This window comes from Streptosporangium sp. NPDC049376 (assembly GCF_044466505.1).
Taxonomy (GTDB): Bacteria; Actinomycetota; Actinomycetes; order Streptosporangiales; family Streptosporangiaceae; genus Streptosporangium.
Genome location: NZ_JBITMT010000008.1, coordinates 102,169 through 125,952 on the forward strand (window position 1 = coordinate 102,169; position 23,784 = coordinate 125,952).

Below are 23,784 nucleotides of genomic sequence, written 5' to 3' on the forward strand. Positions count from 1 at the left end.
TCACGGCCGGACGGGGGTGACCTCGACGCGACCCTCGACGGCTCCGAGCCGTAGCCGCAGCACGGACGGCGGCTCCCCGGCGCGGCGCTCGGAGACCAGCCAGCCGTACAGCGCGGAGGGCAGGCACGAGACGTCCGTCACCTGGGAGGTCTCCGGCAGGCCGAGGACGAACTCCCGCCCGTCACGCCGCAGGACGACGTGGACCCGGCGCCCGTCGACGACCGCGGCGGCCAGCGCGCAGCCCGGGTGGCGCCGTACGGCCTCCCGCGCCCACTCCGGTGAGCCGTCGCGGTGCACGATGACGGCCGCGCTCTCCAGCAGCCGCCGGTTCAGCTCCTCGGCGTCCACGGTGAGGTGCGTCTCGCGTGGCTCCCCGTCAAGGGGGCGGGTGACGGCCGCCGGGAAACGCCGCATCGTCACGGCCCCGTCCTCGCCGGCCCACGTCTCCACCAGGAACGAGGCCGGAGCCGGCTGCGCCCCGTACGGCTCGGCGAACGGCACCCCCGGCGCGGAACCGGGCGGATGGGCGAGGTCCATGAGCCGGTAGGCCACCTCGCGCAGCGACTCGCCCGCGTGGCCGAGGTTGCCCAGCGTACGGCCCGTCACGCGGTCGTAGGCCCCGGGCACGTGCGCGGAGAGGGCCTCCTCCACCTGTTCGAGCAGGCCGCGGCGCCGGTCGAGCCGGGGCAGGACCCCGCACAGCTCGGCGGTCGGGGAGGACGGGTCGAGCTCCTGCGCCTCCCGTCCCGAGGAGGCCAGCAGCACCGGCCGCCCGAGCGCCGCCCCGTAGAAGGTGACCGACCCGTGGTCGCCGACGACAACGTCCGAGGCGATCAGCGCCGCCTGCCACCCCCGTTCCGGGGGGATCACCGTCAGGCCCGCGCTCCGCTCACGCGCCAGCCACAGCCGTAACTGCAGCTCGCCGTGGTGGAGCGGGATGTTCGGATGCGTCACAAGCGCCACGCGGTACTCGTCGAGGGGAAGCTCGGCCAGCAGACGGGGCAACACGTCGCCGTTGGCCCCGTACAGGGAGTGCTCACCCCAGGTCGAGCTGACCAGCACCAGCCTGAGACCGTCGGGAACGCCGAGCGCGCGCCGGTAACGCCTCCTGCGCGGCAGGTGCGCGACCAGCCGGTCGAAGGACGGGTCCCCGGTGACCGTGGCGACGGTCACGGCCTCGGGGCAGTAGCGCGCCAGGCGTCCCAGCTGCTCCTGGTGGGACAGGGCGATCGCGGCGGGCACCACCCGGCCGTCGCGGACCAGCTGGCTGCGCGCCAGGCCCGAGACCTCGGGGCCGTAGCCGTTCCCGGTGCGCAGCAGGCGGTTGTGACCGGCGCCGTGGGGCATCAGCAGCAGCGGGGCGTCGATCCGGTGCAGGTCCCCGTTGGCACTGGCGGACAGCGCCAGGTCGAACCGCGTCGCCACCGCCTGCGCCCACGGGATGGTCCTCGCCCCCGCCGCCCGCAGGTAGACGTCGAGCCCGTCGTCGAAGGCCGACCCCTCGACGGTCGTGAACAGCGTCCGGACGCGCAGGTCGGAGCCGAACATGGGCAGCACGTCGAGCAGCCGGCCCGCCGAGGTCATGTTCCTGGCCACGGCCAGGACGCTGCGGCGGGTGCGGACGGTGCCCCAGGTGCCCGCCGGAGAATCCCCCGCCCACGGCCGGTCCTCGCCGCTCACGATCCTCCGACCGGGTAATCCAGACACTCGGGCCAGCAGTGATTTTCAACGAGCATGTACCATACCGCCTGATCCTTCGGCGCCGGAAACGAGAAGAGTTCCCGCCGCCAAGCGGTTTCCCCTTTTCCGTGAACACGCTTCCCGGCGCCATATGAATGGCAGGGAAAAGAACCGCGGTTCCGGAGCGCCCGGATATGTGGCCGAGGAAGGGGGGAAGTACCGTCTGCGTGGGAGATCAGACGCCCATCGCCTCGTCCGTACCGTTCAGGGGAACGAATGAACAAGCTGTCATTGACCGCACTGGCCTCCCAGCAGCTCGACCTCGCCCGCGCCGCGTCGAGCGGGCGCAGCGCGCACACCGTGTACGGCGGGCACGAGCACTCCCTCCGCCAGACGCTGATCGCGCTCGACGCCGGGCAGCGGCTCGGCGAGCACGAGAACCCCGGTGAGGCCACCGTGCACGTCCTGCGCGGGCGGGTCCGGCTGAGCGCGGGTGACGACTCCTGGGACGGTTCGGCCGGTGACCTGCTGATCGTGCCCGACGCCCGGCACGACCTTGAGGCGGTCGAGGAAGCCGTCGTCCTGCTCACCGTCTCCCTCAGCCGCCAGGGCTGGGACGCCTGAGAAAAAAGTTCGCCCGCCGTGTCGATCCGCCGTCACGCCGTTCGACCTGTGGGTGAGAGGGCCGAAGGACGGCCCCGACAGCGGAGGAGACCGGAGATGGCGAAGTACATGCTGATCATGAGGGGCACGGACGAGAGCCTCGCCGAGATGATGAAGACGCCCTTCGAGGAGATGCTCGAAACGGTCGGGCGTTTCAACGACGAGTTGATCAAGGCGGGCGTGCTCGTCGCCGCCGAGGGCCTGGACGACCCGGCCCAGGGCGTGGTCGTCGACTTCAGCGGACAGACGTCGGTGGTCACCGACGGCCCGTACGGCGAGACGAAGGAGCTGTTCGGCGGCTTCTACCTGATCGACGTGGCCTCCAAGGAGGAGGCGGTCGAGTGGGCCAGGCGGATCCCCATGATGGCCGGCGCCAAGTGTGAGATCCGCCGGGTGCCCGGCATCGACGAGTTCCCCCAGGACAACGAGTGGGTCGCCAAGGAGCGGGAGTGGCGCGAGCGGACCGGCCAGCTCTGACCGCCGGGACGGGCCCAGAAGACGAGCGCGGCAGGCGAGCGCGGAAGACGAGCACAGAGGATGAGCGCGGAAACAGCGGAAACAGTGGGTGAGCCGGTACGGCGGGCCGTCGAGGCCGTCTGGCGGATCGAGTCGGCCAGGATCGTCGGCGCGCTGGCCCGCTACACCGGTGACTTCGCGCTGGCCGAGGACGTCGCGCAGGAGGCGGTCGCCGAGGCGCTCGTCGCCTGGTCGCGCGACGGCACGCCGGACAACCCGGTGGGCTGGCTGCTGACGACCGCGCGGCGGCGCGCCATCGACGGCTTCCGCCGCGGGGCGGCGCTGGGCGAGCGCTACGCCATGCTCGCCGGGCAGCTCACCGAGGGGGAGGCCACCTCGGGCGCGCGGGTCCCGCCGGATCGGGACGACCTGCCGTGGGATCCAGAACGGATCGACGACGACGTCCTGGCGCTGATGTTCGTGGCCTGCCACCCGGTGCTCTCCCCGGAGGCACGGGTGGCCCTGACCCTGCGCGTGGTCGGCGGCCTGTCGAGCGAGGAGATCGCCAGGGCGTTCCTGGTGCCCGTGCCGACGGTCCAGGCGCGGATCACCCGGGCGAAGAAGACGATCGCTGCGGCGGCGGTGCCGTTCGAGCTGCCGCCGCCGGAGGATCGGCGCGAGCGGCTCGGCGGCGTCCTGGGCGTGCTCTACGTGATCTTCACGGAGGGCTCGACGGCGACGGCCGGTGACCACCTGCTGCGCACCGACCTCGCCTACGAGGCGATCCGCCTGGCCAGGACGCTGACCGCGCTGCTGCCCGCCGAGCCGGAGGCGCACGGGCTGCTCGCCCTGTTCGAGCTCACGGCCGCGCGTTTCCCCGCGCGCACCGGCCCCGACGGGGAGGCGGTGCTCCTGGAGGACCAGGACCGGCGGCTGTGGGACCGTTCGGCGATCCGCCGGGGACTGGCCGCCCTCACCCGTGCGGCGGGGGCCGGGCGAGGGCTCGGGCCGTACGGGCTCCAGGCGGCGATCGCCGCCTGCCACGCGTCGGCCCCCTCGGTCGCGGAGACCGACTGGAGACGGATCGTGATCCTCTACGAGGCGCTCGGCCGGGTGGCGCCCTCACCCGTCGTGGAGCTCAACCGCGCGGTCGCCGTCGCGATGGCGGACGGGCCGGGGCAGGCGCTGGGCATCGTGGACGACCTGGCCGTCGCCGGTCGCCTGCCGGGTTCGCACCTGCTGCCGGGGGTGCGCGGCGAACTGCTGGCCAGACTCGGCAGGGCCGCCGAGGCACGCGCGGAGTTCGAACTGGCCGCCCGCCTGTGCGGCAACGTCCGCGAACGGTCGGTACTGCTGCGCAAGGCGGCGGCGCTGCCGGGGTGACCCGGTCCGGCGGGGGTGCTCAGGCGGCCAGCAGGGTGCCGCGGCGCCAGACGGCGCGGATGTCCAGGGTCGCGGAGATGTCGGTCGTGGGGTCGCCGTCCACGAGGAGCAGGTCGGCGCGGGCGTCCACGGCGATCCTGCCCCGGTCGGTGAGGCCGAAGCGGCGTGCCGTGACGCTGGTCGCGGCACGCAGCGCCTCGACGGGTGTCAGTCCGGCCTGGACGAGGTAGCGCAGCTCACGGTGGAGGCTGGCGCCGTGGGCGACACCGCCGAGGAAGGGCAGCGGGAAGGCGGCGTCGGTCCCGGCGAGGATGTCCACGCCCGCGGCGCGCAGGGCGCCGACCGTGTCCAGGACGTCCTCCAGCCTGCCCTGGGGGTAGTGGCCGTAGCAGCGGCGCAGCGTGGTGAGCCAGGCCTCGTCCAGGCGGGAGCCGACGCGCGGGTCCTCGGCGAGGTCGGCGCCGGTGATCCCCGTCATGGAGGCGTTGAGGACCACGCAGGGGACGACGAACGCGCCGGAGCGGGCGACGAGATCGATGATCTCGTCGTCGTGCGGCCGGTCCATGAACAGGTGGGCCAGGCCGTCGACGCCCGCCTCGACGGCCATGCGCGTCGCCTCGACGGTGAGGACGTGGGCGAGGGTGAGCATCCCGTGCCGGTGGGCCTCGGCGACCCCGGCGTTCAGGGTCGCCTGGTCGAGCATGGGCAGGCCGGGGTGGCCCTCGACCGTGCCGTCGTCGACCATGAACTTGATGTAGTCGGAACCCGTCTCGACGAGCTTCGGCACGAAGTCCCTCGCCTCCTGAGGGGTGGTCGAGAGCGGCTTCACCGGGGCCTGACCGCCGGTCGGCCCGCCGGCGGGGCCACTGTCGCCGAAGTGTGTGCCCGGTGGGAACAGCTCGCTGGGGTGGCCGCCGGGCGGGGTGATGGCGAACCCCGCGGAGCGCACGTCGGCGAGGGCGTCGTCGCCGTCGAGGCGGGCCCTGTTGGGCTTGGTCCACAGCCCCTGCATCTCCAGTTCGGTCGTGACCCCGAACCTCAGCGCGAACGCCAGCGCCTGCTCGGAGGTGTGGACATGGGCGTCGATCAGGCCGGGCAGCAGCGTGCCTCCGCCCGCGTCGACGACGTTCGCCCCTGCGGGCACGTCGCCTCCGACGGCGGTGACGACCCCGCCGTCGATCACGACGGTGGTCTCCCGCAGGACGTGTTCGCCGTCGAAGACGCGGGCGTTGGTCACGGCGGTCATGGGCACTGTGCCTCCCTGGGCAGCGCGGACGGTACGGGCGGTCCGGGTGCCGCCCATGCCCAAGAAAATACATGACTAATGACATGCATGTGCGTGTCATAAAGCATATGTATGTTTGTTTGTCGTGAAGGTTAGGATGTCTCCATGACCAGCGGTGACGACATGACCCCGGAGGAGGAGGCCCTCCTCGACGGCATCGGGCCCATCTTCGCCCGGCTGCGGCGGCGCGTGCCCGCCTCACGCAGGGACGCCTCCCGCAACCTGGTGCTCAACATCGTCGCCGACAGCCGCGACGAGATGACCGTCGGCGGCGTCGCCGAGGAGCTCGGGGTCGACCAGTCGGTCGCCAGCCGCATGGTCTCCGACTGCATCTCCTCCGGGTACCTGCTGCGCGCCGCCTCACAGGAGGACGGCAGACGGACCGTGCTCAAACTCACCCAGCAGGGCGCCGACCTGCGCGAGTGCTTCGCCAAGGGGCAGCGCGAGGCGTTCGAGCAGATCACGGAGGGCTGGCCGAGGAGGGAACGGCTCCAGTTCGCCAGGCTGCTGCTCAGATACGTCGAAGACGCGGCCCTCCTGCGCGAGCGGGAGCGAACCTAGGACCTGTCCGGCAATTCGAAGTCGCGGAGCCAGAGCATGACAGATGCCAGGGTGACGCCTGCCGGGTAGCGGGCGGCCAGATCCACGGACCCCTTGTCAGGAGGCGGGGTAGTCGGCGCTGAGGGTGAGGTCGCGCCAGGTGTCGAAGGTGGTCCTGAGGGTGCCGAGGCGGGCGGAGGCCACGTCGTAGGCGGCCCTGCCCAGCAGCAGGCGCAGCGGTGACCGCTCCGACCCGACGGCGGTGATGATCGCCTCGCTCGCGCGGACCGGGTCGCCGGGCTGCCTGCCGTACGTGGCGAGGGTCGAGGCCCGTCGCGCGCCCGCCGTCTCCGCGTAGTCGTCGATGTGGACGCCGGACTGACGCATGGAGGGGCCCGACCAGTTCGTCCGTGAAACGAACCGTCTGTCGGCTGTCCTTCCTCGACCGGAACCGGGGCGGTGCGATCTTTCGCCCCTTGCGCTTGCCTGTGACCGAGGAGAAGAAGTTGCGGTAGGCGGCGTTCAGGTCTGCCAGCGCCTGCTGCAACACCACGGCCGAGACCTCGCTCAGCCAGGCACGTTCTGGGCTCTTCTTTGCCTGTGTGATGACCCGCTTGGACAGCTCAGTGTCTGAAATGTATGGCAAACCGTTCTCGCGGGCGTTCCGCCGTACGCGCAAACCGTCGTTGAACACCACCCGAGCGCATCCGAACGCGCGGGCCGGCGCATCGCACTGACCCGGCGTGGGATAGGGACGGACGTTGTACCTGAGCTGCACGGAACAAGCGTGCCACTTGATCTTAATCGTTCGCATGAATATTCGAAAAGTCAAGGGAGGTCGCCGCGACCTCCTCCCGGCGCAGGCCCGCGACCCGGCGGCGAGTGCCGTACGGTATGCCCGCGTCCTCGGGGCTCAGGCGCTCGCGGCGGGCGCGCAGGAACCGGCCGAGCGGGTTGTCCCGGGCCGTGGCCGCGCCCGTGGTCTCAGGGTCCATGCCTTCGAGGCCAGGCCCGGCGCCGGGGCTGAAGGGGGGCCGTGCCACTCCCACCCTGACGGGCGTCAGGCCACCCAGTTCCGTACGGCGGGGGCGTATCCGGCGGGCTTGTCCCCGACCTTGACCCCCGGGCTGACCAGATTGCCCTGGTACTCCGGGGTGAACATGCCGTAGACCAGCGGGGGCGTCACGGCGCTCGCCTCGTCGAGGACGGCGCGCAGCTCCGGCGGGATCTCGAAGCCGAGGGCGGCCATGGTGCCGTCGAGCTGCCGCACGTCGCTCGCCCCGACGATCGCCGAGGCGATCCCGGGCCGGGTTGCGACCCAGTTGACGGCGACCTGGGCCGTCGTCACCCCGAGCTCGGCGGCGACCTTCTCGGCCGCCGTCAGGATCCGCCACTCCCGGTCCGTCCACGACCGCCAGGCCGAGCCCGAGCGGTCGAGCCTGCCCGGCCCGGTCAGACCCTGTCCGTCACGCCGGTACTTGCCGGTCAGGAAGCCGCCGCCGAGGGGACTCCACGCCGTGATGCCGACCCCCAGGTCGCGTCCCATCGGGACGTGTTCGAACTCGATCGCCCGGTCGATGAGGGAGTAGGGCAGCTGCACGCAGAGCACCGGGGGGAAGGCGCCGGTCTCGGCGAGGGTCTGGGCGCGGGCCGCGTACCAGGCGGGCACGTCGGACAGGCCCGCGTAACGGATCTTCCCGGCCCTGGTGAGGTCGTCGAAGGTCCGCATGACCTCCTCGACGGGGGTGATCCGGTCCCAGGTGTGCAGCAGGAACAGGTCGATGTGGTCGGTGCGCAGGCGGCGCAGCGACGCCTCGACCGCCCTGATCATGTGCTTGCGGCCGTTGCCGCCCGCGTTCGGGTCTCCGGGCTCGACGCTGTTGGTGAACTTGGTGGTGAGCACCACCCTGTCGCGCACCCCGGCCTCGGCGATGAGGTCGCCGAGGATGGTCTCGCTCTCTCCGGCGGTGTAGAAGTCGGCCGTGTCGATGAGGTTCCCGCCCGCCTCCAGGTAGCGGCGGAAGACGGGGCGGATCTCGTCCCGGGCCTTGCCGTACGCGGCGTGGAAGCCGCCGGTGCCGAAGTTCATCGTGCCGAGCGCGAGCCTGCTGACCCGCAGCCCGGAACGTCCGAGCAGGTAGTACTGGTCGAGAGACATGGGGGTCCTTCCCGTTCTGAGATGGGCGGGTGGTTTCGCGACCCACCTTGCGCGGCATAAAATGGACTGTCAAGTCCAAAACTGGCGCGATAATATGGACTGAAAAGTCCAATCTGGAGGTGGTCATGCCCACGCTCACCCGCAAGGGGGCCGCGACCCGGCGGCGCATCCTGGACGGCGCCGCCGCACACATCCGCGAGTTCGGCGTGGCCGCGACGACCCTCGACGACGTGCTGGCCAGGACCGCCACCAGCAAGAGCCAGCTGTTCCACTACTTCCCCGGCGGCAGGGAGGAGCTGCTGCTGGCCGTGGCACGACTGGAGGCCGACCGGGTGCTTGAGGACCAGCGGCCCCAGCTCGGCGACCTCACCTCCTGGCCCGCCTGGTGGTCGTGGCGCGACACCGTCGTCGAGCGTTACCGCAGGCAGGGCGGCCTGTGCCCGCTCAACGCCGTCACCTCGCACCTGGGCGAGGGCACCCCCGGCGCCCGCGCCGTGGTCACCGGGCTGATGGGCCGCTGGCAGGCCGAGCTCGCCGCCGGAGTACGGCACATGCAGGGCGCCGGCGAGATCGACCCCGCCGTCGACCCCGACCGCGCCGCGGCGGCCCTGCTCGCGTGCGTCCAGGGCGGCGTGCTGATCCAGATGTCCACCGGCGAGACCACCCACCTGGAGGCCGCCCTCGACATGGGCATCGCCAGCCTGCGCGCGGGCTCCTTCCCCGCGAACTGACGGGCATCCCCCGAACAGGGGATGCCCGCGAACCCCGTCCCGGCGGGATGTGGCCGCCTGCGGCCGAACCTACGTTGAGGGAAACGCACCCCCCTCACCAAGGAGTAACCGTGGGTTCGCACAACAGCGTCACCGAGCTCAACGAGTTGTTCGTCGAGGCAATGAACGCCGGGGACCTCGACCTGGCCGTGTCCTGCTGGGACGAGAACACCGTCTTCCAGACCGCGCCGGGGACGGAGCCCGTCCGAGGGCTGCCCGCCCTGCGGGAGGCGCTCCAGCGGTTCATCGACACCAAGCCCCACCTGACGATCGAGGAACTGCACCGGGTCGAGGCGGGGGACGTCGCCCTGGTCGCGCTCAGGTGGCACCTGACCGGGACCGGCCCCGACGGGGAGCCGATCGAGATGGGCGCCGTGGACAGCAACGTCTTCTGCCGCCAGGCCGACGGCACCTGGCGCATCCGCATCGACAACCCCTTCCACTCCCAGCACATCGGCTTCTGACATGACCACGACCGAAGCCACCACGGGAGTCACGGCCGGCCGGCTCTCGCTGGCCGCCCCGCAACCCCTGCTGATCGGCGGCGAGGAGGTCAGGGCCGCCCGGACCTTCCCCGCCGTCGACCCCAGCACCGGCCGCGTCTGGGCGCAGGTCGCCGAGGGTACGGCGGGCGACGTGGACCGCGCGGTCGCCGCGGCCAGGAGCGCCTTCGACACCTGGCGGCGGACCTCGCTCGACACCCGGCAGGCCCTGCTGTGGGCCGTCGCCGAGCGGCTGACCCAGGACGCCGGACGCTGGCCCGCCCTGCTCGCGACCGAGAACGGCAGAGCCATCCGCGAGGGCGGCCTGATCGACGTGCCGACGGCCGCGGAGATCTTCCGGTTCTTCTCCGGCGTCGTCCGCGACCTGCACGGGCGGACCGTGCCCTGCGGCCCCGGCGCCCACGTCTCCACCACCCCGCGCCCGCTCGGCGTCGTCGCCGCGATCATCCCGTGGAACTCGCCGCTGATCTCGGTCGCGCACAAGCTGGCGCCCGCCCTGGCCGCGGGCAACACCGTCGTGGTGAAGCCGTCGGAACTGGCCTCGGTCAGCACGGTGGAGTTCGTCCGGCTCGTGCAGGACCTGTTCCCGCCCGGCGTCGTCAACGTCGTCACCGGGTTCGGCCCCGAGGCCGGGCACGCGCTCGTCTCCCACCCCGACGTCGCCAAGGTCAGCTTCACCGGCGGCACCGAGACCGGGCGCCGCATCCTCGGGGGCGTCTCGGAGCGGCTGGTCCCGGCGCTGATGGAACTGGGCGGCAAGGGGGCCATGGTGGTCTGCCCGGACGCCGACCTCGACACCGTCACCGAGGACGTGCTCACCGGCGTCTTCGCCGCCAACGGCGAGGTGTGCTTCGCCTCCTCACGGCTCATGGTGCACCGGGACCGCCACGAAGAACTCCTCGAAAGGGTCGTCGCCCGCGCCGAGTCGATCGTCGTCGGCGACGCCCTCGACCCGGCCACCCAGCTCGGCCCGCTGGTGACGGCCGGGCACCGCGACCTGGTCGCCGCCAGGGTGCGGGCCGCGCTCTCCGAGGGAGCGGGGCTCAGGGCGGGCGGGCACGTCCCGGAGATGCCCGGCGAGCTGGCCGGGGGCAGCTACTACCGGCCGACCGTCCTGGCCTCCCCGGACGGCACGACCAGCGCCTCGTGCGAGGAGTTCTTCGGCCCCGTGCTCACCGTGGAGTCCTGGACCTCGGAGGAGGAGGTCGTCGAACGGGCCAACAGGGTCGCCTTCGGGCTGGCCAACGGGGTGTGGAGCACCGACCTTGCCCAGGCCTACCGGCTGGCGGACCGCCTCGACTCCGGGATGGTCTGGATCAACACCTGGTTCGCGACACCGCTCGGCCAGCCGCAGGGCGGCGTCAAGGCCAGCGGCTTCGGCAGGGAGGGGGCCACCTCGACCCTCCTGGAGTACACCTCGACCAAGGTCGTCCACGCCAGCCTCGACACCGCCCGTCCACCGATGTGGACCTGAGACCTTTCAGAACAGATCGACCAGGAAGACAGGCACCACCATGCGCTTCGACCTCGACGAACACAGCGCGCAACTGGCCGAGCTCGGCGCGAGACTCGCCGCCGGGTTCGCCCCCCACGCCGGGGAGCACGACCGCGACCGCAGCACCGCGACGGAGAACCTCGCCAAACTGCGCGAGGCGGGCCTGTACGGCGTCGCGCTCCCGCGCGACCTCGGCGGCCTCGGGGCCAGGACGACCCAGTGGCTGGCCACCGTCGAGGCGCTCGCCAAGGGCGACGCCTCGACCGCGCTCGGCTTCAACATGCACTACGTGGCCACCCGCATCATCGCCACACTCGACGCCGTACCGGCCGACGCCAGGAAGCGGGTGGCCGACCTGGTGGTCCGGGACGGCGCGCTGATCTGCGCGCCGCTGTCCGAGCCGTCCGCGTCGAGCCTGCTGCCCGCCACCTACATGCCCACCCTCTCCGCGCGCCGGGTGCCCGGCGGCCTGGAGGTCAGCGGCACGAAGATGTTCGCCTCCCTGTGGGAGGCCAGCGACTACGCCTTCATGTTCGCCCACCCGGAGTGGGCGGACGACCCGACCCACGTGGTCGGCTTCCTGATGCCGACCCGCCAGGACGGCGCGATCACGGTCACCGACGACTGGGACACGCTGGGCATGCGCTCGACCCGCAGCAACCAGGTCCGCATCGACGGGGCGTTCGTGCCGGACGACCTCGTCCTGTGCGAGTTCGGCGACTTCCTCGGCAACTGGATCGTGGCCCAGGCCCACATCGCGTGGGGCGGCTACACCGGCGTCTACCTCGGTGTCGCCGAGGCGATGGCGGAGTGGCTGCGGAACGCCCTCGGGACGCGCACGGCCAAGGGCCACGCCCAGCCGATGGGCTACCACCCGACGATCAGCACCGCGATGGGGCACATCGCGGCCCAGATCGAGGCGGCCAGGCTGATGATGTACCACGCGGCCTGGGAGGCCGACGAGAACAGCGGGCCGAGCCTGAACACCTGCGCCGCGTTCCTGCGGGCGAAGCTGATGGTCGGCACGGCGATCCACACGATCTCCACGCTCGGCACGACGGCGGGCGGCCTCAACTCGCTGATGCGGGCCAAGGGCTACGAGCTGATGCTGCGGGACGCCATGACCGGCCCGATCATGCCGCCGAACGCGCTGGCGTGCGCGGAGATGGCCGGACTGATCTCGATGGGGCTCGACCCGGGCCAGGCACCGGCCCTGCGCACGGCGTCATGAACGGGGCCACCTCGTGTGAGCCGTCGACCGAGCCGACTCCCGAGGCCTTCAGATCGGCGTGCGCCCAGTTCCCCACCGGGGTCGTGGTCGTCACGACGACCCTGGACGGCACGCCGTACGGCAGCACCGTCAACGCCTTCACCTCCCTCACCCTGCACCCGCCCCAGGTGCTGGTCTGCCTGGCGGCGACCTCCCGCACCTGGTCGGCGATCGAACGCTCCGGGGTGTTCGCGGTGAACGTGCTCTCCTCGGGGCAGGCGGCCACGGCCCGGTTGTTCGCCTCGAAGGACTCCGACAAGTTCGAGCACGTGGACCACGTCCCCGGAGTGGTCGGCGCGCCGCTGATCGCCGGGACCACGGCGAGCTTCGAGTGCCGCCTGGCGGGGACGCTGCGCAACAACTCACACTGGATGCTCATCGGGCGGGTGGTCTCACTGGCCGCCGAACCCGAGCGTGAGCCGTTGCTCTTCCTCCACGGCCGTCTGGCCGGGTGACGGCCCCGGCGGACCCGGCCGGACAGCGGCTCGGCGGACCCGGCCGATGACGGCCCGCCGGACCCGGCCGGATGGCGAGCCGCCGGGCGCGGGTCCGCTGAGCGGACCCGACGCTTGGCGGCCACGGCCGTCCTCCTGGAAGGTGGGAGGAAGCCGGTCCGGGCGGGACGCCTCGGCGGGCCGCCCGGCCGAGCGTGTCGAGAGTGGAGCACGTCGTGACTCCTCCGTTCCCTGAAGGAAGCGGCTTCTCGCTAAGCCGCTTCCGCGGCCTGGCGAAGGGCAAGCCCTGCCCTCAAGATGTTGACCGCCGCGTTCACATCGGCGTGCGCGGCATGCCCGCACTCCCGGCATCGGAACCCGGCTTGGGTGAGGCGGTTCTCCGCAGCGCGGTGCCCGCAGGCGGCGCAGGTGCGGGAGGTGTGGGCGGGGTTCACCGCGGTCAGCTCTCGACCGGCGCTCTCAGCCTTGTACGGCAGAATCGTCAGGAACACCCCCCACCCCGCATCCAGAATGCTCCGGTTCAACCCGGACTTGGCGGCGATGTTCCGGCCGGGCCGCTCGACCGTGCCCGCAGCCGAGCGGGTCATGTTCGCGATCCGCAGATCCTCGTGAACGATCACGTCATAGGCGCGGACCAGGGCGAGCGCGGCCTTGTGCCCGTGGTCAAGACGCTGACGGCGGACCTTGCCGTGCAGGGCGGCGACACGGGCGACCGCCTTACGGCGCCGCGTGGAGCCTCTCTTCTTACGGGCCAGGGCTCGTTGAGCCTGCGCGAGACGATCGGCGGTCGCGGCCAGGTGGCGCGGGTTGGCGACGTGCTCGCCGCCGGAGGTGGTCACCAGCGCGGCGACGCCCAGGTCGATGCCGACCGCCGTGCCCGTGGCGGGAAGTGGTTCGGCGGGCACGTCGTCGCACGACAGGATCACGTACCAGCGGGAGCCCTCCCGCTTGACGCCGATCGTCTTCACGCGGCCCTTGACCGGCCGGTGCCGGTGCACCCGGACCTGCCCGGCCCCTTGAAGGCGCACGAACGTCGCGGTGGGGTGCTCGGGCTGGGAGTCCCACCGGCAACCGTCACCGTCCCTGGGCCACTCAACGGTGTCGAACCGGCCACGCCCCTTGAACCGCGGGGAACCGGGCGTGCGGCCTGCTTTGACGCGGTCGAAGAACGCACGGAACGCCTTGTCGAGCCGTCGAAGGGTGGCCTGCTGGGAGGAGAAGGACCAGCGCCCCTGCCCGTCCGGGTCGTCGGCGCGGATGTGCTTCAGTTCGGCCGACTGCTCGCCGTAGCGGATGCTCACGCCCGCCTTGGCATAGGCGGTGCGGCGATGCTCCAGAGCGGCGTTGTACAGGGCCCGATGATCGTCCAGGCACGCCGCCAGCGCGATCTCCTGGTGGCGGGTGGGACGCAACAGGGATTTGAACGATCTGCGCACACCCCACCCCCATCGCGTTCGGTAACTACGCCGTCACGATATCGGCCGGCACCGACAAAACCAGGAAGGACATCCGCGATGCGCGGACCAGGCGGGTCACTGCACGCTCGGGCCTTGGCGGCCCTCCCGCTCCCGATTCCCCCGTCACCTAAAGGCGACAGTCCCCTCGGGAGAATCTGATGGGCAGTCCCGCCGCCGATCCGGTCCGATCGCTGCCGCCCGCGCTCGTCGCCGAGCTGGTCGCCTCGCCCTCCCTCGACCGGCTGCTCGACCGCTTCCTCGACTTCCTCGAAGAGGCGCCGGGCAGGTTCGGCTCCTTCGCCGCGGGCGTCTACGTGCACGACAACGTGACCGGGCGCCCCGCCGCGGCCAGGGTGCGGGGACTGGGCGACTACTACGTGCGCAGCTACGAGCGCCACGGCCGCGACCGGGACCCCGTCGTCCAGCGAGCCCTGCGCGAACGCCGGGTGTGCGACAGCGACTCGCTGATGCCGAGGGAGGAGTGGCTGAAGCTGCCCATCGTGCACGACGTGTTCGCCCCGCACGCCATGGCGCGGGTGCTGTGCGCCCCGTTCGTCGTCGGCGCCGAGGTGGCGGGCACGCTGAACCTGGCCCGGCGGGACGGGCAGCCCGAGTTCACCGAGGCCGACCGCGACGCCGCCCACGTGGCGGCCATGGTGCTGGGTATCGCGGTGTCCGCGGTGCGGGAGCGGTCCTCGATCGAGCGTGAACGCCACCAGCTGGCCGAGGCGCTCGACCGGTGCGGCACGCCGGTCGTGCTGACCGACCTGGCGCTGGCGCGGCGCCACCTCAACGCGCCCGCCCTGTCCCTGTTCGCCAGGCTCGGCGACGACCGCCCTGAGGTGGAGCGGCTGCTCGACTGCGACGGGGAAAGGACGGTCGTCTCCTGGAGCGCGGACGGCGCCCTGGAGACCGGGCCGCACCTCACCGTCACCTCGCAGCGGCTGCCCGGCCAGCCGGACGTGATCGTCTCGGTCATCACCGTACGGGACGGTACGGCGCGCCTGGTCGCCCCGTACCGGCTGGCGTCCCTCACCCCGCGCGAGGCCGAGATCGCCACCCGCGCCCTCACCGGCCGTAGGGACGGTGAGATCGCGGCCGAGCTGTTCATCAGCCCGCACACGGTCAAGCACCACCTCAAGTCGATCTACGCCAAGCTCGGCGTGCACACGCGCGCGGAACTGCTCGACCGCCTGCTGCGCTGAGCCCGCCGTACGGCCCGGCACCCGTCAGTCCTCGGGGCGGTCCTCGTAGCGGGTGGCGATCGCGGTGGCGCGCTCGCGCAGCCAGGCGCGCAACCACCGCGGGGCCAGGGCCTCGGCGTCCAGGGCGAGCTGCCACAGTGCCCACTTGGCGTGTCTCGCGTCCTGGAAGGTCACCTCCATCCGCAGCAGGCCGTCCGGGTCGGCATCCTCGGCGAGGACGGCCAGCGCGGTGCCCACCAGCTCCTCCCGCCTGGCCGGGGCCAGCCGTACCAGCACGGCGACCTGGTCGCCACCGGCGCGGAACCGCGTGCCGCGCTCCTGCCAGGCCCGGTCCAGATCGACCCGGTCCGGCCGCCGCGCGGGCTCGGCGAGCCTCTCGGCGGCCAGGACCCGGGACAGCCGGTAGGTGCGGTCGGCGCCGGACCGCGTGGCCAGCAGGTAGCCCTGGTCGCGTACGGTGACCAGGCCGATCGGATCGACGGTGCGCCACCTCGGGGCCTGGCCGACGGCCGCGTAGTGGATGCGCAGTCTGTGCCCGGCGAGCACCGCGCGCCGGATCTCGGCGACCACGGCGTCCGACACCTCCTCGGCGACCGACCGGCGCGAGAGGAGGTCGGTCTCCGGGTCGATGAGCAGCCGCTCGGCCGCCTCGGCCGCGATGCCCTGATGGCTTTCCGGCAGCGCGTCGATCACCTTGAGCATCGCCGAGGCGAGTGCGGAGCCGAGGCCGAACGCCTGCGCGCCGCGCCGGGACCCGGCGATCAGCAGGGCGAGGGCCTCGTCGTGGTTCAGCCCGGTCAGCTCGGTCCGGAACCCGGGCAGCAACGAGAACCCGCCGTGCCTTCCGCGTTCGGCGTAGACCGGGACACCGGCCGCCGACAGCGCCTCGATGTCGCGCAGCACGGTGCGGGTGGACACCTCAAGCTCGCGGGCCAGCGCGACCGCGGACAGCCGGCCGTGCCGCCGCAACAGCAACACCAGCGAGACCAGCCGATCGGCACGCACGCAAAAACACTACTGGAATACACGACACAAGATGTCGTGATTTGCCGGGAGGCTTGGTGACATGGCCATCGGGCCGATGAATGTAATCGAATGGAGCTGACATGGCAGTGGAGCGAACGGCGGTCAACCCGTGGGCGTGGTCGACGGAGCTGGGATACAACCAGGGGGAACTCGTCTCCGGGCAGACCCGGACCCTGTACTGCGCCGGGCAGACCGCGATGGGCGGAGACGGCAGGCCCCGGCACGCCGGTGACATGGCGGCGCAGCTGGCGCTGAGCCTGGACAACCTGGAGGCCGTGCTCGGTGAGGCGGGCATGTCCCTCGCCGACCTCGTCCGGCTCAACGTCTACACCACCGACGTGGACCGGCTCTTCGAGCACTACGGCGTGCTGGCGTCGCGGCTGGGTGCCGCCGGGGTGGCGCCGTCGACCACGATGCTCGGAGTGACACGGCTGGCGATCCCCGACCTGATGGTCGAACTTGAGGGAACCGCCGTCGCCTGAGGCACCCGTGCGACACCACCGGAGTGTCCCGGCGGCCGGAGGGGCGGACGGTCTCCGCGGCCGCCCCTCCTCCGGCCGCACCCGTGGCGGTCGTTCGTCAAGGCGTCGCCTGATCGCCCTCCCCCATGACCGTGAGGGTGAAATGGGCCGTCTTGGCGGAGCCGCCGGAGGTGGCGACGAAGGTGATGGTGTGGGTACCCAGGGGGGCGCCGGCCGAGACGTTGATGGTCGCCGTGATGGTTTGACCGTTCCGGACGATGTTGACGGTCGTCCCCGCGGGGTTGCCGGTGGCCGACAGGGTCACCGGCTGGTCCGTGTCGGGCGACAGCCTGATCTGGACGGTGGTGGACCCGCCGGGGCTGACCGTGGCCGAGGGCGGGTCGACCGTGATCCCGCTGGGATGGGGGGAGGGCGGGGGAGTGGGCGTCGAGCAGGTCGGCTCGCCGGCCTGGGCGGGGACGCGGATGGCGGTCCACGCGGCCTTGGTCGCGTTCATCTCGGGGCAGCCGTAGAGGTTCTTCGCGGCCAGCATGGTGGCCACGCGTGCCCTGCCGTACGACCAGCCGAGGGACTTGCGCTGGATCCCCTGATAGAAGATCCGGGCGGCCTTCTGGATGCCGACGCCGGTCAGCGTGGACGGGCCCGCGCAGACCGGGCTGGCGGGTTTGCCCGGCGGGTTGGTGCCCTCGGCGAGCAGGTAGAACCAGTGGTCCTGCGGTCCGCCGTCGGCGGGCGGGATCATGGAGAGGGGGTAGCAGTTCCGGTTACCCGTCAGTGAGGGGTCGTACATGTTCCTGAGCGGCCCACCGCCCACGATGTTCACCTCCTCGCCGATCAGGTAGTCCGGTTCGTCCAGGGCAGGGGGGTGGTTGGCGTAGTGCTCGGTCAGGGTGCCGAAGATGTCGGCGGCAGACAGGCGGAGGGACTGCGCCTCCGGGCCGTTGCCGTCGTCGTAACCGGTTTTGGCGTAGACGGCCAGGCCGTAGTGGTAGCCGACCAGGTCGAGTGAGGTGAGCTGGTCGGTGCGGGCGCTGTTGTGGCCGAAGACGGCGCGGGCGCCGTCCCAGTAGGCGTTGACGCCGTTCAGGCCGACGGAGGCCGGGTAGGAGTGGCCGGCTCCGTCGACGCCGTTGCGTCCCAGCCAGTCACGCAGCATGTCCCAGTGCTTCTGCGCGGCGAACATGACGTCGACGCAGGCGGTCTCCAGACTGGTGCCGGTTCCGTCACCCCAGGCGTCGGTCGCCTTGGTGAGGACGGGGCCGTTGAGACGGCCGCAGCTCAGACCGGGGCGGGTGGGGTCGTTCAGGGAGTACAGGCCCCCGGAGTACGTGGTCTGGACGGCCACCGGGTTGCCGTTGAAGTGGCTGTTGCCCGAGCCCAGGAGCGCCCGGCCGGCCGTTCCCGCACCGCTGTGCACCGTGGCGAGCCGGGACGCCGTGCTCGTGGTCTCCGCGCCGTTCGCCGGCGCCGTCGTGCCCATGGTGACGACCGTCATGAGAGCGAACGCTCCCAGCGTGGTTTTGAGGTTCATACGCGATGACTCCTTGTCCGCAGGCGCAAGGAGCCGTGGCCGGCCAGGGCTGCCCCAACGGTGCCATCGACATGGGGGGCGGAGAACCCTACAAATCCTTATATTTCGGGCGTATGGCATGCATAGCGCTCCCGGTGGGCGCACGGGCCAGGGACCGGAAAACACGTTCCGGTCCCGAGGGGCCCTCGTGGCCTCGGCCGTGAATCGACGGGGCAGGGCCTGACGTGCGCGCACAGGAAGCCGGCCCGGTTTGGGCCGTCCGGCCTTCCGTGAGGAGCACGTGGGCTCCGCGTGATCGTTCGGACGACGCGCACGGCCGGTTGACCACCCCTGTTCACCGCACGTTCGCGGTCCGGAGAATGTCGGTTCCGTTCGACAGGATGTCCTCATGAGCGACACGCCTCCTCTCACCGTTCCCGCTGACCGGGCCGCCTACGCCGCGGCGGTCCAGCTGGCGGTCGACGCCGCCGCCGCCTACTACGGCGACGGCACCTCCTCCCTCGACGACGACGACTACGACCGGCTGGTCCGCGGCATCGAGGCCTACGAGGCCGAGCACCCGGGCGACGTGTCGCCGGATTCGCCCACGGGAAAGGTCGCCGGAGGCGCCGTCGTCGGCGACGTCCCGCACAGCACCCCGATGCTGAGCCTGGACAACGTGTTCTCCGCCGACGGCCTGGCCAAGTGGGCCGCCGGGCTGGAGCGCCGCCTGGGCCGTCCGGTCACCGCCTGGAGCGTGGAGCCCAAGCTTGACGGCCTGGCGATCTCGGCCCGTTACCGCAACGGCCGCCTGGTCCAGCTCATCACGCGCGGCGACGGCACGGCCGGGGAGGACGTCAGTCACGCGATCGGGACGGTCGTCGGCCTGCCGGGCGCGCTCACCGAGCCGGTCACGGTCGAGATCCGCGGCGAGGTCATGATGACCGCCGCCCAGTTCGAGGCGGCGTGCGCCAAACGTCAGGCCCACGACGGCACCACGTTCGCCAACCCGCGCAGCGCGGCCGCCGGCACGCTGCGGGCACAGGACCGGCCGTATGTGTGCGAGCTGACCTTCTTCGGCTACGGCGCTCTGCCGCTGCCGCCCGGTGACGGTTCCGAGGTGGCCGTACGGCTGCGCGAGCTGCCGCACAGCCGGATCATGGGCCTGGTCGCCGCGTGGGGCGTGCAGACCACCGCCGCCACGCCGGTCGCCGGCGTCACGGCCACCGGCGTCGAGGAGATCCAGGCCCGCGTCGAGCAGATCGCCGCCCAGCGAGCGGATCTGGCCTTCGGCATCGACGGCATCGTCATCAAGTGCGACCTCGCGGAGGACCAGGCGCAGGCCGGGTTCAGCTCGCGCGCTCCCCGGTGGGCGGTCGCCTACAAGCTGCCCGCCGTCGAGAAGATCACCAAGCTGGTCGCGGTGGAGTGGAACACCGGCCGTACGGGCATCATCGCCCCGCGCGCGGTGCTGGAGCCGGTCGAGCTCGACGGGTCGATCGTCACCTACGCCACGCTGCACAACCCCAACGACATCACCCGGCGCGGTCTCATGCTGGGCGACTCGGTGACCGTCTACAAGGCCGGAGACGTCATCCCGCGGGTGGAGGCGCCGGTGGTGCACCTGCGCACCGGCGACGAGCAGCCGATCGCCTTCCCCGAGACGTGCCCGAACTGCGGAGACGTCATCGACAGCTCGCAGGAACGGTGGCGATGCGTGCGGGGCCGGGCCTGCCGGGCGCTGGCCCCCATCGCCTACGCGGTCGGCCGCGACTGCCTCGACATCGAGACCCTGGCCGAGTCCCGCATCGTCCAGCTGCTGGACGCCGGGTTCATCGCCGACTTCGCCGACCTGTTCCTCCTGACCCGCGACCAGGTCCTCACCCTGGAGCGGATGGGGGACACCAGCACCGACAAGCTGCTGGCCGCCATCGAGACCGCCAAAACCCGGCCGCTCAGCAGGGTGTTCTGCGCACTGGGCGTTCGCGGCACGGGCCGGTCGATGAGCCGCCGGATCGCCCGGCACTTCGCCACCATGGAGGCCGTTCTCGCCGCGTCCGCCGAGGACCTGCAGGCGGTGGAGGGCATCGGCCCGAAGAAGGCCCCGGACGTGGTCGCCGAGCTGGCCGGGTTGCGTCCGCTGATCGACAAACTCATCCAGGCAGGGGTGAACATGGTCGAGCCCGGCGTCACACCGGCCGTGGCGGTCGACGGGGCGTCCGACGGCCAGGAGGACGAGAAGGGCGAGGACTCCGCGTTGCCGCTGGCCGGGATGACGGTCGTGGTCACCGGCGCGATGAGCGGTTCCCTGCAGGACCTGTCGCGCAACCAGGTGAACGAGCTCGTCGAACGGGCGGGAGGCAAGGCGTCGTCCGCGGTTTCGGCCAAGACGTCGCTGCTGGTCGCCGGAGACAAGGCCGGGTCCAAGAAGGCCAAGGCCGAGGGCCTGGGCGTACGGATCGCCTCACCGGAGGAGTTCGCCGCACTCGTCGGCGCGTTCCTGTGACATCCTCCCCCGCCTGAAGGACGGGGCGTCCACGCTGCGGGCGCTCGGTGATCGAACACCGTCCTTGCCCCGGAAGGGCACACCGGCCGTCGACCGTCCACGGCCTTGTCCGGTGGCGGCCGGCCGCAGGGGTGACGTCCGATCCGGCCGATGGAGACCGGCTCCCGGTACCCTGCACGGCGTGATCGACTCCAACGCGGGTCCCGGCGACGCCGAGGTCGCGATAGCCGCGGCGTGTGCCGGCGCTGACGTGGTGCGTGGCCTGTACGGCCGACGGCTCGCCCGCATCGACAAGGGCGCCGGAGACTTCGCCACGACCGCCGATGTGGAGGCCGAGAAGGCGATCCTCCGCGTCCTCCGTGCCGCCCGGCCCGATGACGCGGTGCTCGGCGAGGAAGGCGGGCGGCAGGGCGCGGCCGGCGCCGAGCGCCAGTGGTTGGTTGACCCCCTGTGCGGCACGCTGAACTACGCCGTCGGCGGCATGCCGGTGGCGGTCAACGTGGCGCTGCGCGACGGGGCGGCGGCGGTGGCCGACCCGTTCGGCGGCGAGGTCCTCTTCACCGACGGCGAGTCCGCCTGGACGCGGCACGACGGAGCCGACGCGCGGCTGGTGCCCACTTCCGCCAGCCGGTTGGTGGACGTCAACCTGGACCCGCCGTTCCCGAGCGCGCCCGGGTTCCGGGCCGTTGACCTGCTGGCCCACGCCGGGTTCGCCGAGCGGTTCCGGCCGAGGGTCGTGTCCACGACGCTGGCGTTGGCCTGGGTCGCGGCCGGTAGACGCGCCGCGTACGTCACCGACGGCGGTGACCTGTCCGGGAGCGTGCACTTCGCCGCCGGGATCGCCGTGTGCCGGGCCGCCGGTTGTGTGGTCACCGGGATCGACGGTGCCCCGATCGGGCGGGCGGGCCGCGGGCTTGTGGTGGCCGCCGACGCCGAGACCCACGGGCTGCTGATGTCGATGATCCACAGCCGAAAACAGGAGAGGCCGCTCTCCTGATCAGCCGCCGCGATCGCTCGGCCGGCCCGATCGCTCAGTCGCCACGATCCGACGAGGTGTCTGCCGGAGATCGGTTACGCCACGACGCCGGCGGGCGTCGTCGTGATCGGCCGGTGTCGGCGCTCGCCACGGTGCGTGAGAACCGCGGGCCGGGATCAGGTGCCTTCCTTGTTCTCCAGGCCGACGGCGGCACGCAGCTCGCGCATGTCCTCGTGCAGCTGCTTCAGCTGCCGGTCGGCGGCGACCTGCTTCATCAGGTCGGCCAGCGCGTCGGCGATCGCGTTCAACTTGTGCTGCAGGGCCTCATCGGCCCGCCTTTGCGTGTTCTGCAGCAGGGCCACCAGCAGGAACGTCACGATGGTGGTGGCCGTGTTGATGATCAGCTGCCAGGTGTCGACGTCACCGAAGAGGAAGTACGACGGAGCCCAGACCAGGACCAGCAGCACGCACATCGCAAAGAACCAGGCACCGGAGACGAAGGCGGCGGCCTTGGTGGCGAAGCGGTCGAAGAACGACAGGCGGGCGTTCACGTCCGTCGGCATGGTGGCCGTGTCGCTGCTGCCGGAGTGATGTGTCGTCATCGCCGCCCCCTTTACTCCACCAAAACGCGAGAAAGGACAGCTATCCAGGAGAACGTTCTGGAATCATCGCCGTCCGTAATTTTTATGTGGTGCTTCGCGCCGGTCACCGCCACCGCCGCCTCACCGGACGAACAGCATCCGATCGGGATGCGTAGGCTTCTGCTCCATGGCACGGTTCCCGCGCGATTCGCTCGTGATCGGGCCGCTGGTCGTGCTCGCGGTGCTGGGCGTCGCCGCGGCGGGATGTTCGGGCGGCGGCGCCGCGGACTCGCGGGGCGCCTCGGGCCGAGCGCCGGGGCACGGCACTCCGGCCGAGGGAGACCCGCCCCTGTCCGCGGGAGTGTGGACCGAGACGGTCCATGGAGGCTCCGAGATGACCAGGGTCGTCGCGGTCGCGCCCGGAGAGGCGTGGGCGGTGGGTACCGACGGTGAGCCCGTCGGCCCGTACGGCGGCAGCCTGTGGCGCTGGGACGGACACGAATGGCGGTCCACCCGCCCGCCGGGGAGCCTGCGGTATCCCACGGTCGTCTCCGGAACGGCCGCGACCAATGTCTGGATCTTCGACCAGGACGCGGACATGTGGCGCTGGGACGGCCGCCGGTGGACAAGCCGGGGAAGACCGCCCTGGCCGCGCTCGGCCCGCCTGAACGACGCCGTCGTCGCCGGTCCCGAGGACGTGTGGATCGCCGGCGGCCAGATCACCGGGACACGGCAGAATCCGCGCTGGCGCCCCCTCCCTCTCGCGCACTGGTCCCCGTCGGGCTGGGCCGAGGTCCCTGTTTCCTCGGCCTCGTCCGTGAAGAGATTGAGCGCGGCGGCCCCGGACGACCTGTGGGCGCTCACCCGCGATGATCTGGGGGAGGTCTCCGCGATCGAACACTGGGACGGCCGCCGCTGGAGAGCCGTGCCCGCACCGCCGTCGCTCAGCGGTGCGAAGGCCTCGTTCCGCGACGTCGCGGCGGTGTCGGCACGAGAGGTCTGGGTCGCGGGCACGATCATGCGGCCGGGCCGCCGCCAGGCCGCACTGCTGATGCGCTGGGACGGCAGCCGATGGGACCTGCCCGGCGGCGTCCCGGAGGAGGCGATCTCGTTCGGATCCGTGGCGCCGGACGGCCATGGCGGGGTATGGCTGGGCGCTTCCAACTACGCCTACGACGAGCATCGCATTCTGCTCCACTTCGACGGCCGGTCCTGGACCCGCGAGAAGGCGCCCAAAGCCAACAACGCACCCGAGGTGTTCGACATGGCCAAGGTCCCCGGGGGAGACCAGGTGTTCGCGGTCGGTGGCAGTCCCTCCCACGACGAGGACAGCAGGGGATGGGTCTGGACGAGGCGCTAGCGTCGGCTGAGGAGATGCTCGTC

Annotated in this window: 23 protein-coding genes and 1 pseudogene; 14 read left to right on the forward strand and 10 right to left on the reverse strand. The window is 71.8% G+C overall.

Annotation, left to right across the window (positions count from 1 at the left end):
• Nucleotides 1–1,680: a translation initiation factor IF-2 gene (locus ACIBVQ_RS21435; protein WP_399179402.1), complete on the reverse strand. Its 1,680-nt coding sequence runs from the start codon at nucleotides 1,678–1,680 to the stop codon at nucleotides 1–3.
• Between the two features lie 276 nt (nucleotides 1,681–1,956).
• Here ACIBVQ_RS21435 and ACIBVQ_RS21440 point away from each other — a divergent pair, with 276 nt between their 5' ends.
• The 3 genes from ACIBVQ_RS21440 (at nucleotide 1,957) to ACIBVQ_RS21450 (ending at nucleotide 4,182) form a co-directional block, all read left to right on the forward strand.
• Complete coding sequence (locus tag ACIBVQ_RS21440; protein ID WP_352011823.1) at nucleotides 1,957–2,304, forward strand: cupin domain-containing protein; 348 nt, start codon at nucleotides 1,957–1,959, stop codon at nucleotides 2,302–2,304.
• A 96-nt stretch (nucleotides 2,305–2,400) separates the two neighbouring features.
• Nucleotides 2,401–2,820 carry a YciI family protein gene (locus ACIBVQ_RS21445; RefSeq protein WP_399179404.1) on the forward strand — a complete coding sequence of 140 codons (420 nt, stop codon included), beginning with the start codon at nucleotides 2,401–2,403 and terminating at the stop codon, nucleotides 2,818–2,820.
• Between the two features lie 60 nt (nucleotides 2,821–2,880).
• On the forward strand, nucleotides 2,881–4,182 hold the full coding sequence (locus ACIBVQ_RS21450; protein ID WP_399179406.1) for an RNA polymerase sigma factor: 1,302 nt from the start codon (nucleotides 2,881–2,883) through the stop codon (nucleotides 4,180–4,182).
• A gap of 19 nt (nucleotides 4,183–4,201) precedes the next feature.
• On the opposite strand, the gene ACIBVQ_RS21455 is transcribed toward ACIBVQ_RS21450, so the two are convergent.
• The gene (locus ACIBVQ_RS21455) at nucleotides 4,202–5,428 is read right to left on the reverse strand and encodes an amidohydrolase family protein (protein WP_399179408.1); all 1,227 of its coding nucleotides are present in this window, start codon (nucleotides 5,426–5,428) and stop codon (nucleotides 4,202–4,204) included.
• Nucleotides 5,429–5,572: 144 nt separating this feature from the next.
• Between ACIBVQ_RS21455 and ACIBVQ_RS21460 the strand changes: the two genes are divergently transcribed.
• Nucleotides 5,573–6,028, forward strand: coding sequence for a MarR family winged helix-turn-helix transcriptional regulator (locus ACIBVQ_RS21460; protein ID WP_352011826.1), 456 nt, complete (start codon nucleotides 5,573–5,575; stop codon nucleotides 6,026–6,028).
• Between the two features lie 96 nt (nucleotides 6,029–6,124).
• Here ACIBVQ_RS21460 and ACIBVQ_RS21465 read toward each other — a convergent pair whose 3' ends face one another.
• The 4 genes and pseudogenes from ACIBVQ_RS21465 to ACIBVQ_RS21480 all read right to left on the reverse strand — a co-directional run bounded on the left by ACIBVQ_RS21465 (nucleotide 6,125) and on the right by ACIBVQ_RS21480 (nucleotide 8,165).
• Nucleotides 6,125–6,394: a hypothetical protein gene (locus ACIBVQ_RS21465; RefSeq protein WP_399179684.1), complete on the reverse strand. Its 270-nt coding sequence runs from the start codon at nucleotides 6,392–6,394 to the stop codon at nucleotides 6,125–6,127.
• Nucleotides 6,395–6,416: 22 nt separating this feature from the next.
• Nucleotides 6,417–6,785: pseudogene (locus ACIBVQ_RS21470) on the reverse strand (helix-turn-helix domain-containing protein); the annotation flags it as partial.
• Nucleotides 6,786–6,807: 22 nt separating this feature from the next.
• Complete coding sequence (locus ACIBVQ_RS21475) at nucleotides 6,808–7,002, reverse strand: hypothetical protein (RefSeq protein WP_399179410.1); 195 nt, start codon at nucleotides 7,000–7,002, stop codon at nucleotides 6,808–6,810.
• A gap of 65 nt (nucleotides 7,003–7,067) precedes the next feature.
• A complete protein-coding gene (locus ACIBVQ_RS21480) occupies nucleotides 7,068–8,165 on the reverse strand; it encodes an aldo/keto reductase (RefSeq protein ID WP_399179412.1) in 1,098 nt (365 codons plus the stop codon).
• Between the two features lie 125 nt (nucleotides 8,166–8,290).
• Between ACIBVQ_RS21480 and ACIBVQ_RS21485 the strand changes: the two genes are divergently transcribed.
• The 5 genes from ACIBVQ_RS21485 (at nucleotide 8,291) to ACIBVQ_RS21505 (ending at nucleotide 12,658) form a co-directional block, all read left to right on the forward strand.
• Nucleotides 8,291–8,896: a TetR/AcrR family transcriptional regulator gene (locus ACIBVQ_RS21485; protein ID WP_362776253.1), complete on the forward strand. Its 606-nt coding sequence runs from the start codon at nucleotides 8,291–8,293 to the stop codon at nucleotides 8,894–8,896.
• Nucleotides 8,897–9,006: 110 nt separating this feature from the next.
• Entirely contained in the window at nucleotides 9,007–9,399 is a 393-nt protein-coding gene (locus ACIBVQ_RS21490) for a nuclear transport factor 2 family protein (RefSeq protein ID WP_352011830.1), read from the forward strand.
• A 1-nt stretch (nucleotide 9,400) separates the two neighbouring features.
• Nucleotides 9,401–10,912, forward strand: a complete 1,512-nt coding sequence (locus ACIBVQ_RS21495; RefSeq protein ID WP_399179414.1) for an aldehyde dehydrogenase family protein — start codon at nucleotides 9,401–9,403, stop codon at nucleotides 10,910–10,912.
• A gap of 40 nt (nucleotides 10,913–10,952) precedes the next feature.
• A complete protein-coding gene (locus ACIBVQ_RS21500) occupies nucleotides 10,953–12,164 on the forward strand; it encodes an acyl-CoA dehydrogenase family protein (protein WP_352011832.1) in 1,212 nt (403 codons plus the stop codon).
• Nucleotides 12,161–12,658: a flavin reductase family protein gene (locus tag ACIBVQ_RS21505; RefSeq protein ID WP_399179417.1), complete on the forward strand. Its 498-nt coding sequence runs from the start codon at nucleotides 12,161–12,163 to the stop codon at nucleotides 12,656–12,658. The genes ACIBVQ_RS21500 and ACIBVQ_RS21505 overlap by 4 nt, the downstream gene beginning before the upstream one ends.
• Before the next feature lie 251 nt (nucleotides 12,659–12,909).
• Here the strand turns inward: ACIBVQ_RS21505 and ACIBVQ_RS21510 are convergent, their stop codons facing one another.
• Nucleotides 12,910–14,094, reverse strand: a complete 1,185-nt coding sequence (locus ACIBVQ_RS21510) for an RNA-guided endonuclease InsQ/TnpB family protein (RefSeq protein WP_399179419.1) — start codon at nucleotides 14,092–14,094, stop codon at nucleotides 12,910–12,912.
• A 179-nt stretch (nucleotides 14,095–14,273) separates the two neighbouring features.
• On the opposite strand from ACIBVQ_RS21510, the gene ACIBVQ_RS21515 reads away from it, so the two are divergent.
• Nucleotides 14,274–15,320 (forward strand): LuxR C-terminal-related transcriptional regulator, encoded by a 1,047-nt coding sequence (locus ACIBVQ_RS21515; RefSeq protein WP_399179420.1) that lies wholly within the window; start codon nucleotides 14,274–14,276, stop codon nucleotides 15,318–15,320.
• A 24-nt stretch (nucleotides 15,321–15,344) separates the two neighbouring features.
• On the opposite strand, the gene ACIBVQ_RS21520 is transcribed toward ACIBVQ_RS21515, so the two are convergent.
• Nucleotides 15,345–16,325 carry a helix-turn-helix transcriptional regulator gene (locus ACIBVQ_RS21520; RefSeq protein WP_399179422.1) on the reverse strand — a complete coding sequence of 327 codons (981 nt, stop codon included), beginning with the start codon at nucleotides 16,323–16,325 and terminating at the stop codon, nucleotides 15,345–15,347.
• 107 nt (nucleotides 16,326–16,432) lie between these two features.
• Here ACIBVQ_RS21520 and ACIBVQ_RS21525 point away from each other — a divergent pair, with 107 nt between their 5' ends.
• On the forward strand, nucleotides 16,433–16,828 hold the full coding sequence (locus tag ACIBVQ_RS21525) for a RidA family protein (protein ID WP_352012082.1): 396 nt from the start codon (nucleotides 16,433–16,435) through the stop codon (nucleotides 16,826–16,828).
• Between the two features lie 97 nt (nucleotides 16,829–16,925).
• Here ACIBVQ_RS21525 and ACIBVQ_RS21530 read toward each other — a convergent pair whose 3' ends face one another.
• The gene (locus ACIBVQ_RS21530; RefSeq protein ID WP_399179424.1) at nucleotides 16,926–18,359 is read right to left on the reverse strand and encodes a M4 family metallopeptidase; all 1,434 of its coding nucleotides are present in this window, start codon (nucleotides 18,357–18,359) and stop codon (nucleotides 16,926–16,928) included.
• Nucleotides 18,360–18,747: 388 nt separating this feature from the next.
• Between ACIBVQ_RS21530 and ligA the strand changes: the two genes are divergently transcribed.
• Together ligA and ACIBVQ_RS21540 are read left to right on the forward strand one after the other, a co-directional pair.
• Nucleotides 18,748–20,844 (forward strand): NAD-dependent DNA ligase LigA, encoded by a 2,097-nt coding sequence (gene ligA, locus ACIBVQ_RS21535; protein WP_399179426.1) that lies wholly within the window; start codon nucleotides 18,748–18,750, stop codon nucleotides 20,842–20,844.
• Nucleotides 20,845–21,025: 181 nt separating this feature from the next.
• Nucleotides 21,026–21,841, forward strand: coding sequence for an inositol monophosphatase family protein (locus ACIBVQ_RS21540; RefSeq protein WP_399179428.1), 816 nt, complete (start codon nucleotides 21,026–21,028; stop codon nucleotides 21,839–21,841).
• 155 nt (nucleotides 21,842–21,996) lie between these two features.
• Here ACIBVQ_RS21540 and ACIBVQ_RS21545 read toward each other — a convergent pair whose 3' ends face one another.
• Entirely contained in the window at nucleotides 21,997–22,422 is a 426-nt protein-coding gene (locus ACIBVQ_RS21545) for a low affinity iron permease family protein (RefSeq protein ID WP_399179430.1), read from the reverse strand.
• A gap of 166 nt (nucleotides 22,423–22,588) precedes the next feature.
• Between ACIBVQ_RS21545 and ACIBVQ_RS21550 the strand changes: the two genes are divergently transcribed.
• On the forward strand, nucleotides 22,589–23,761 hold the full coding sequence (locus ACIBVQ_RS21550) for a hypothetical protein (protein ID WP_399179432.1): 1,173 nt from the start codon (nucleotides 22,589–22,591) through the stop codon (nucleotides 23,759–23,761).
• Nucleotides 23,762–23,784 lie beyond the last annotated feature (23 nt).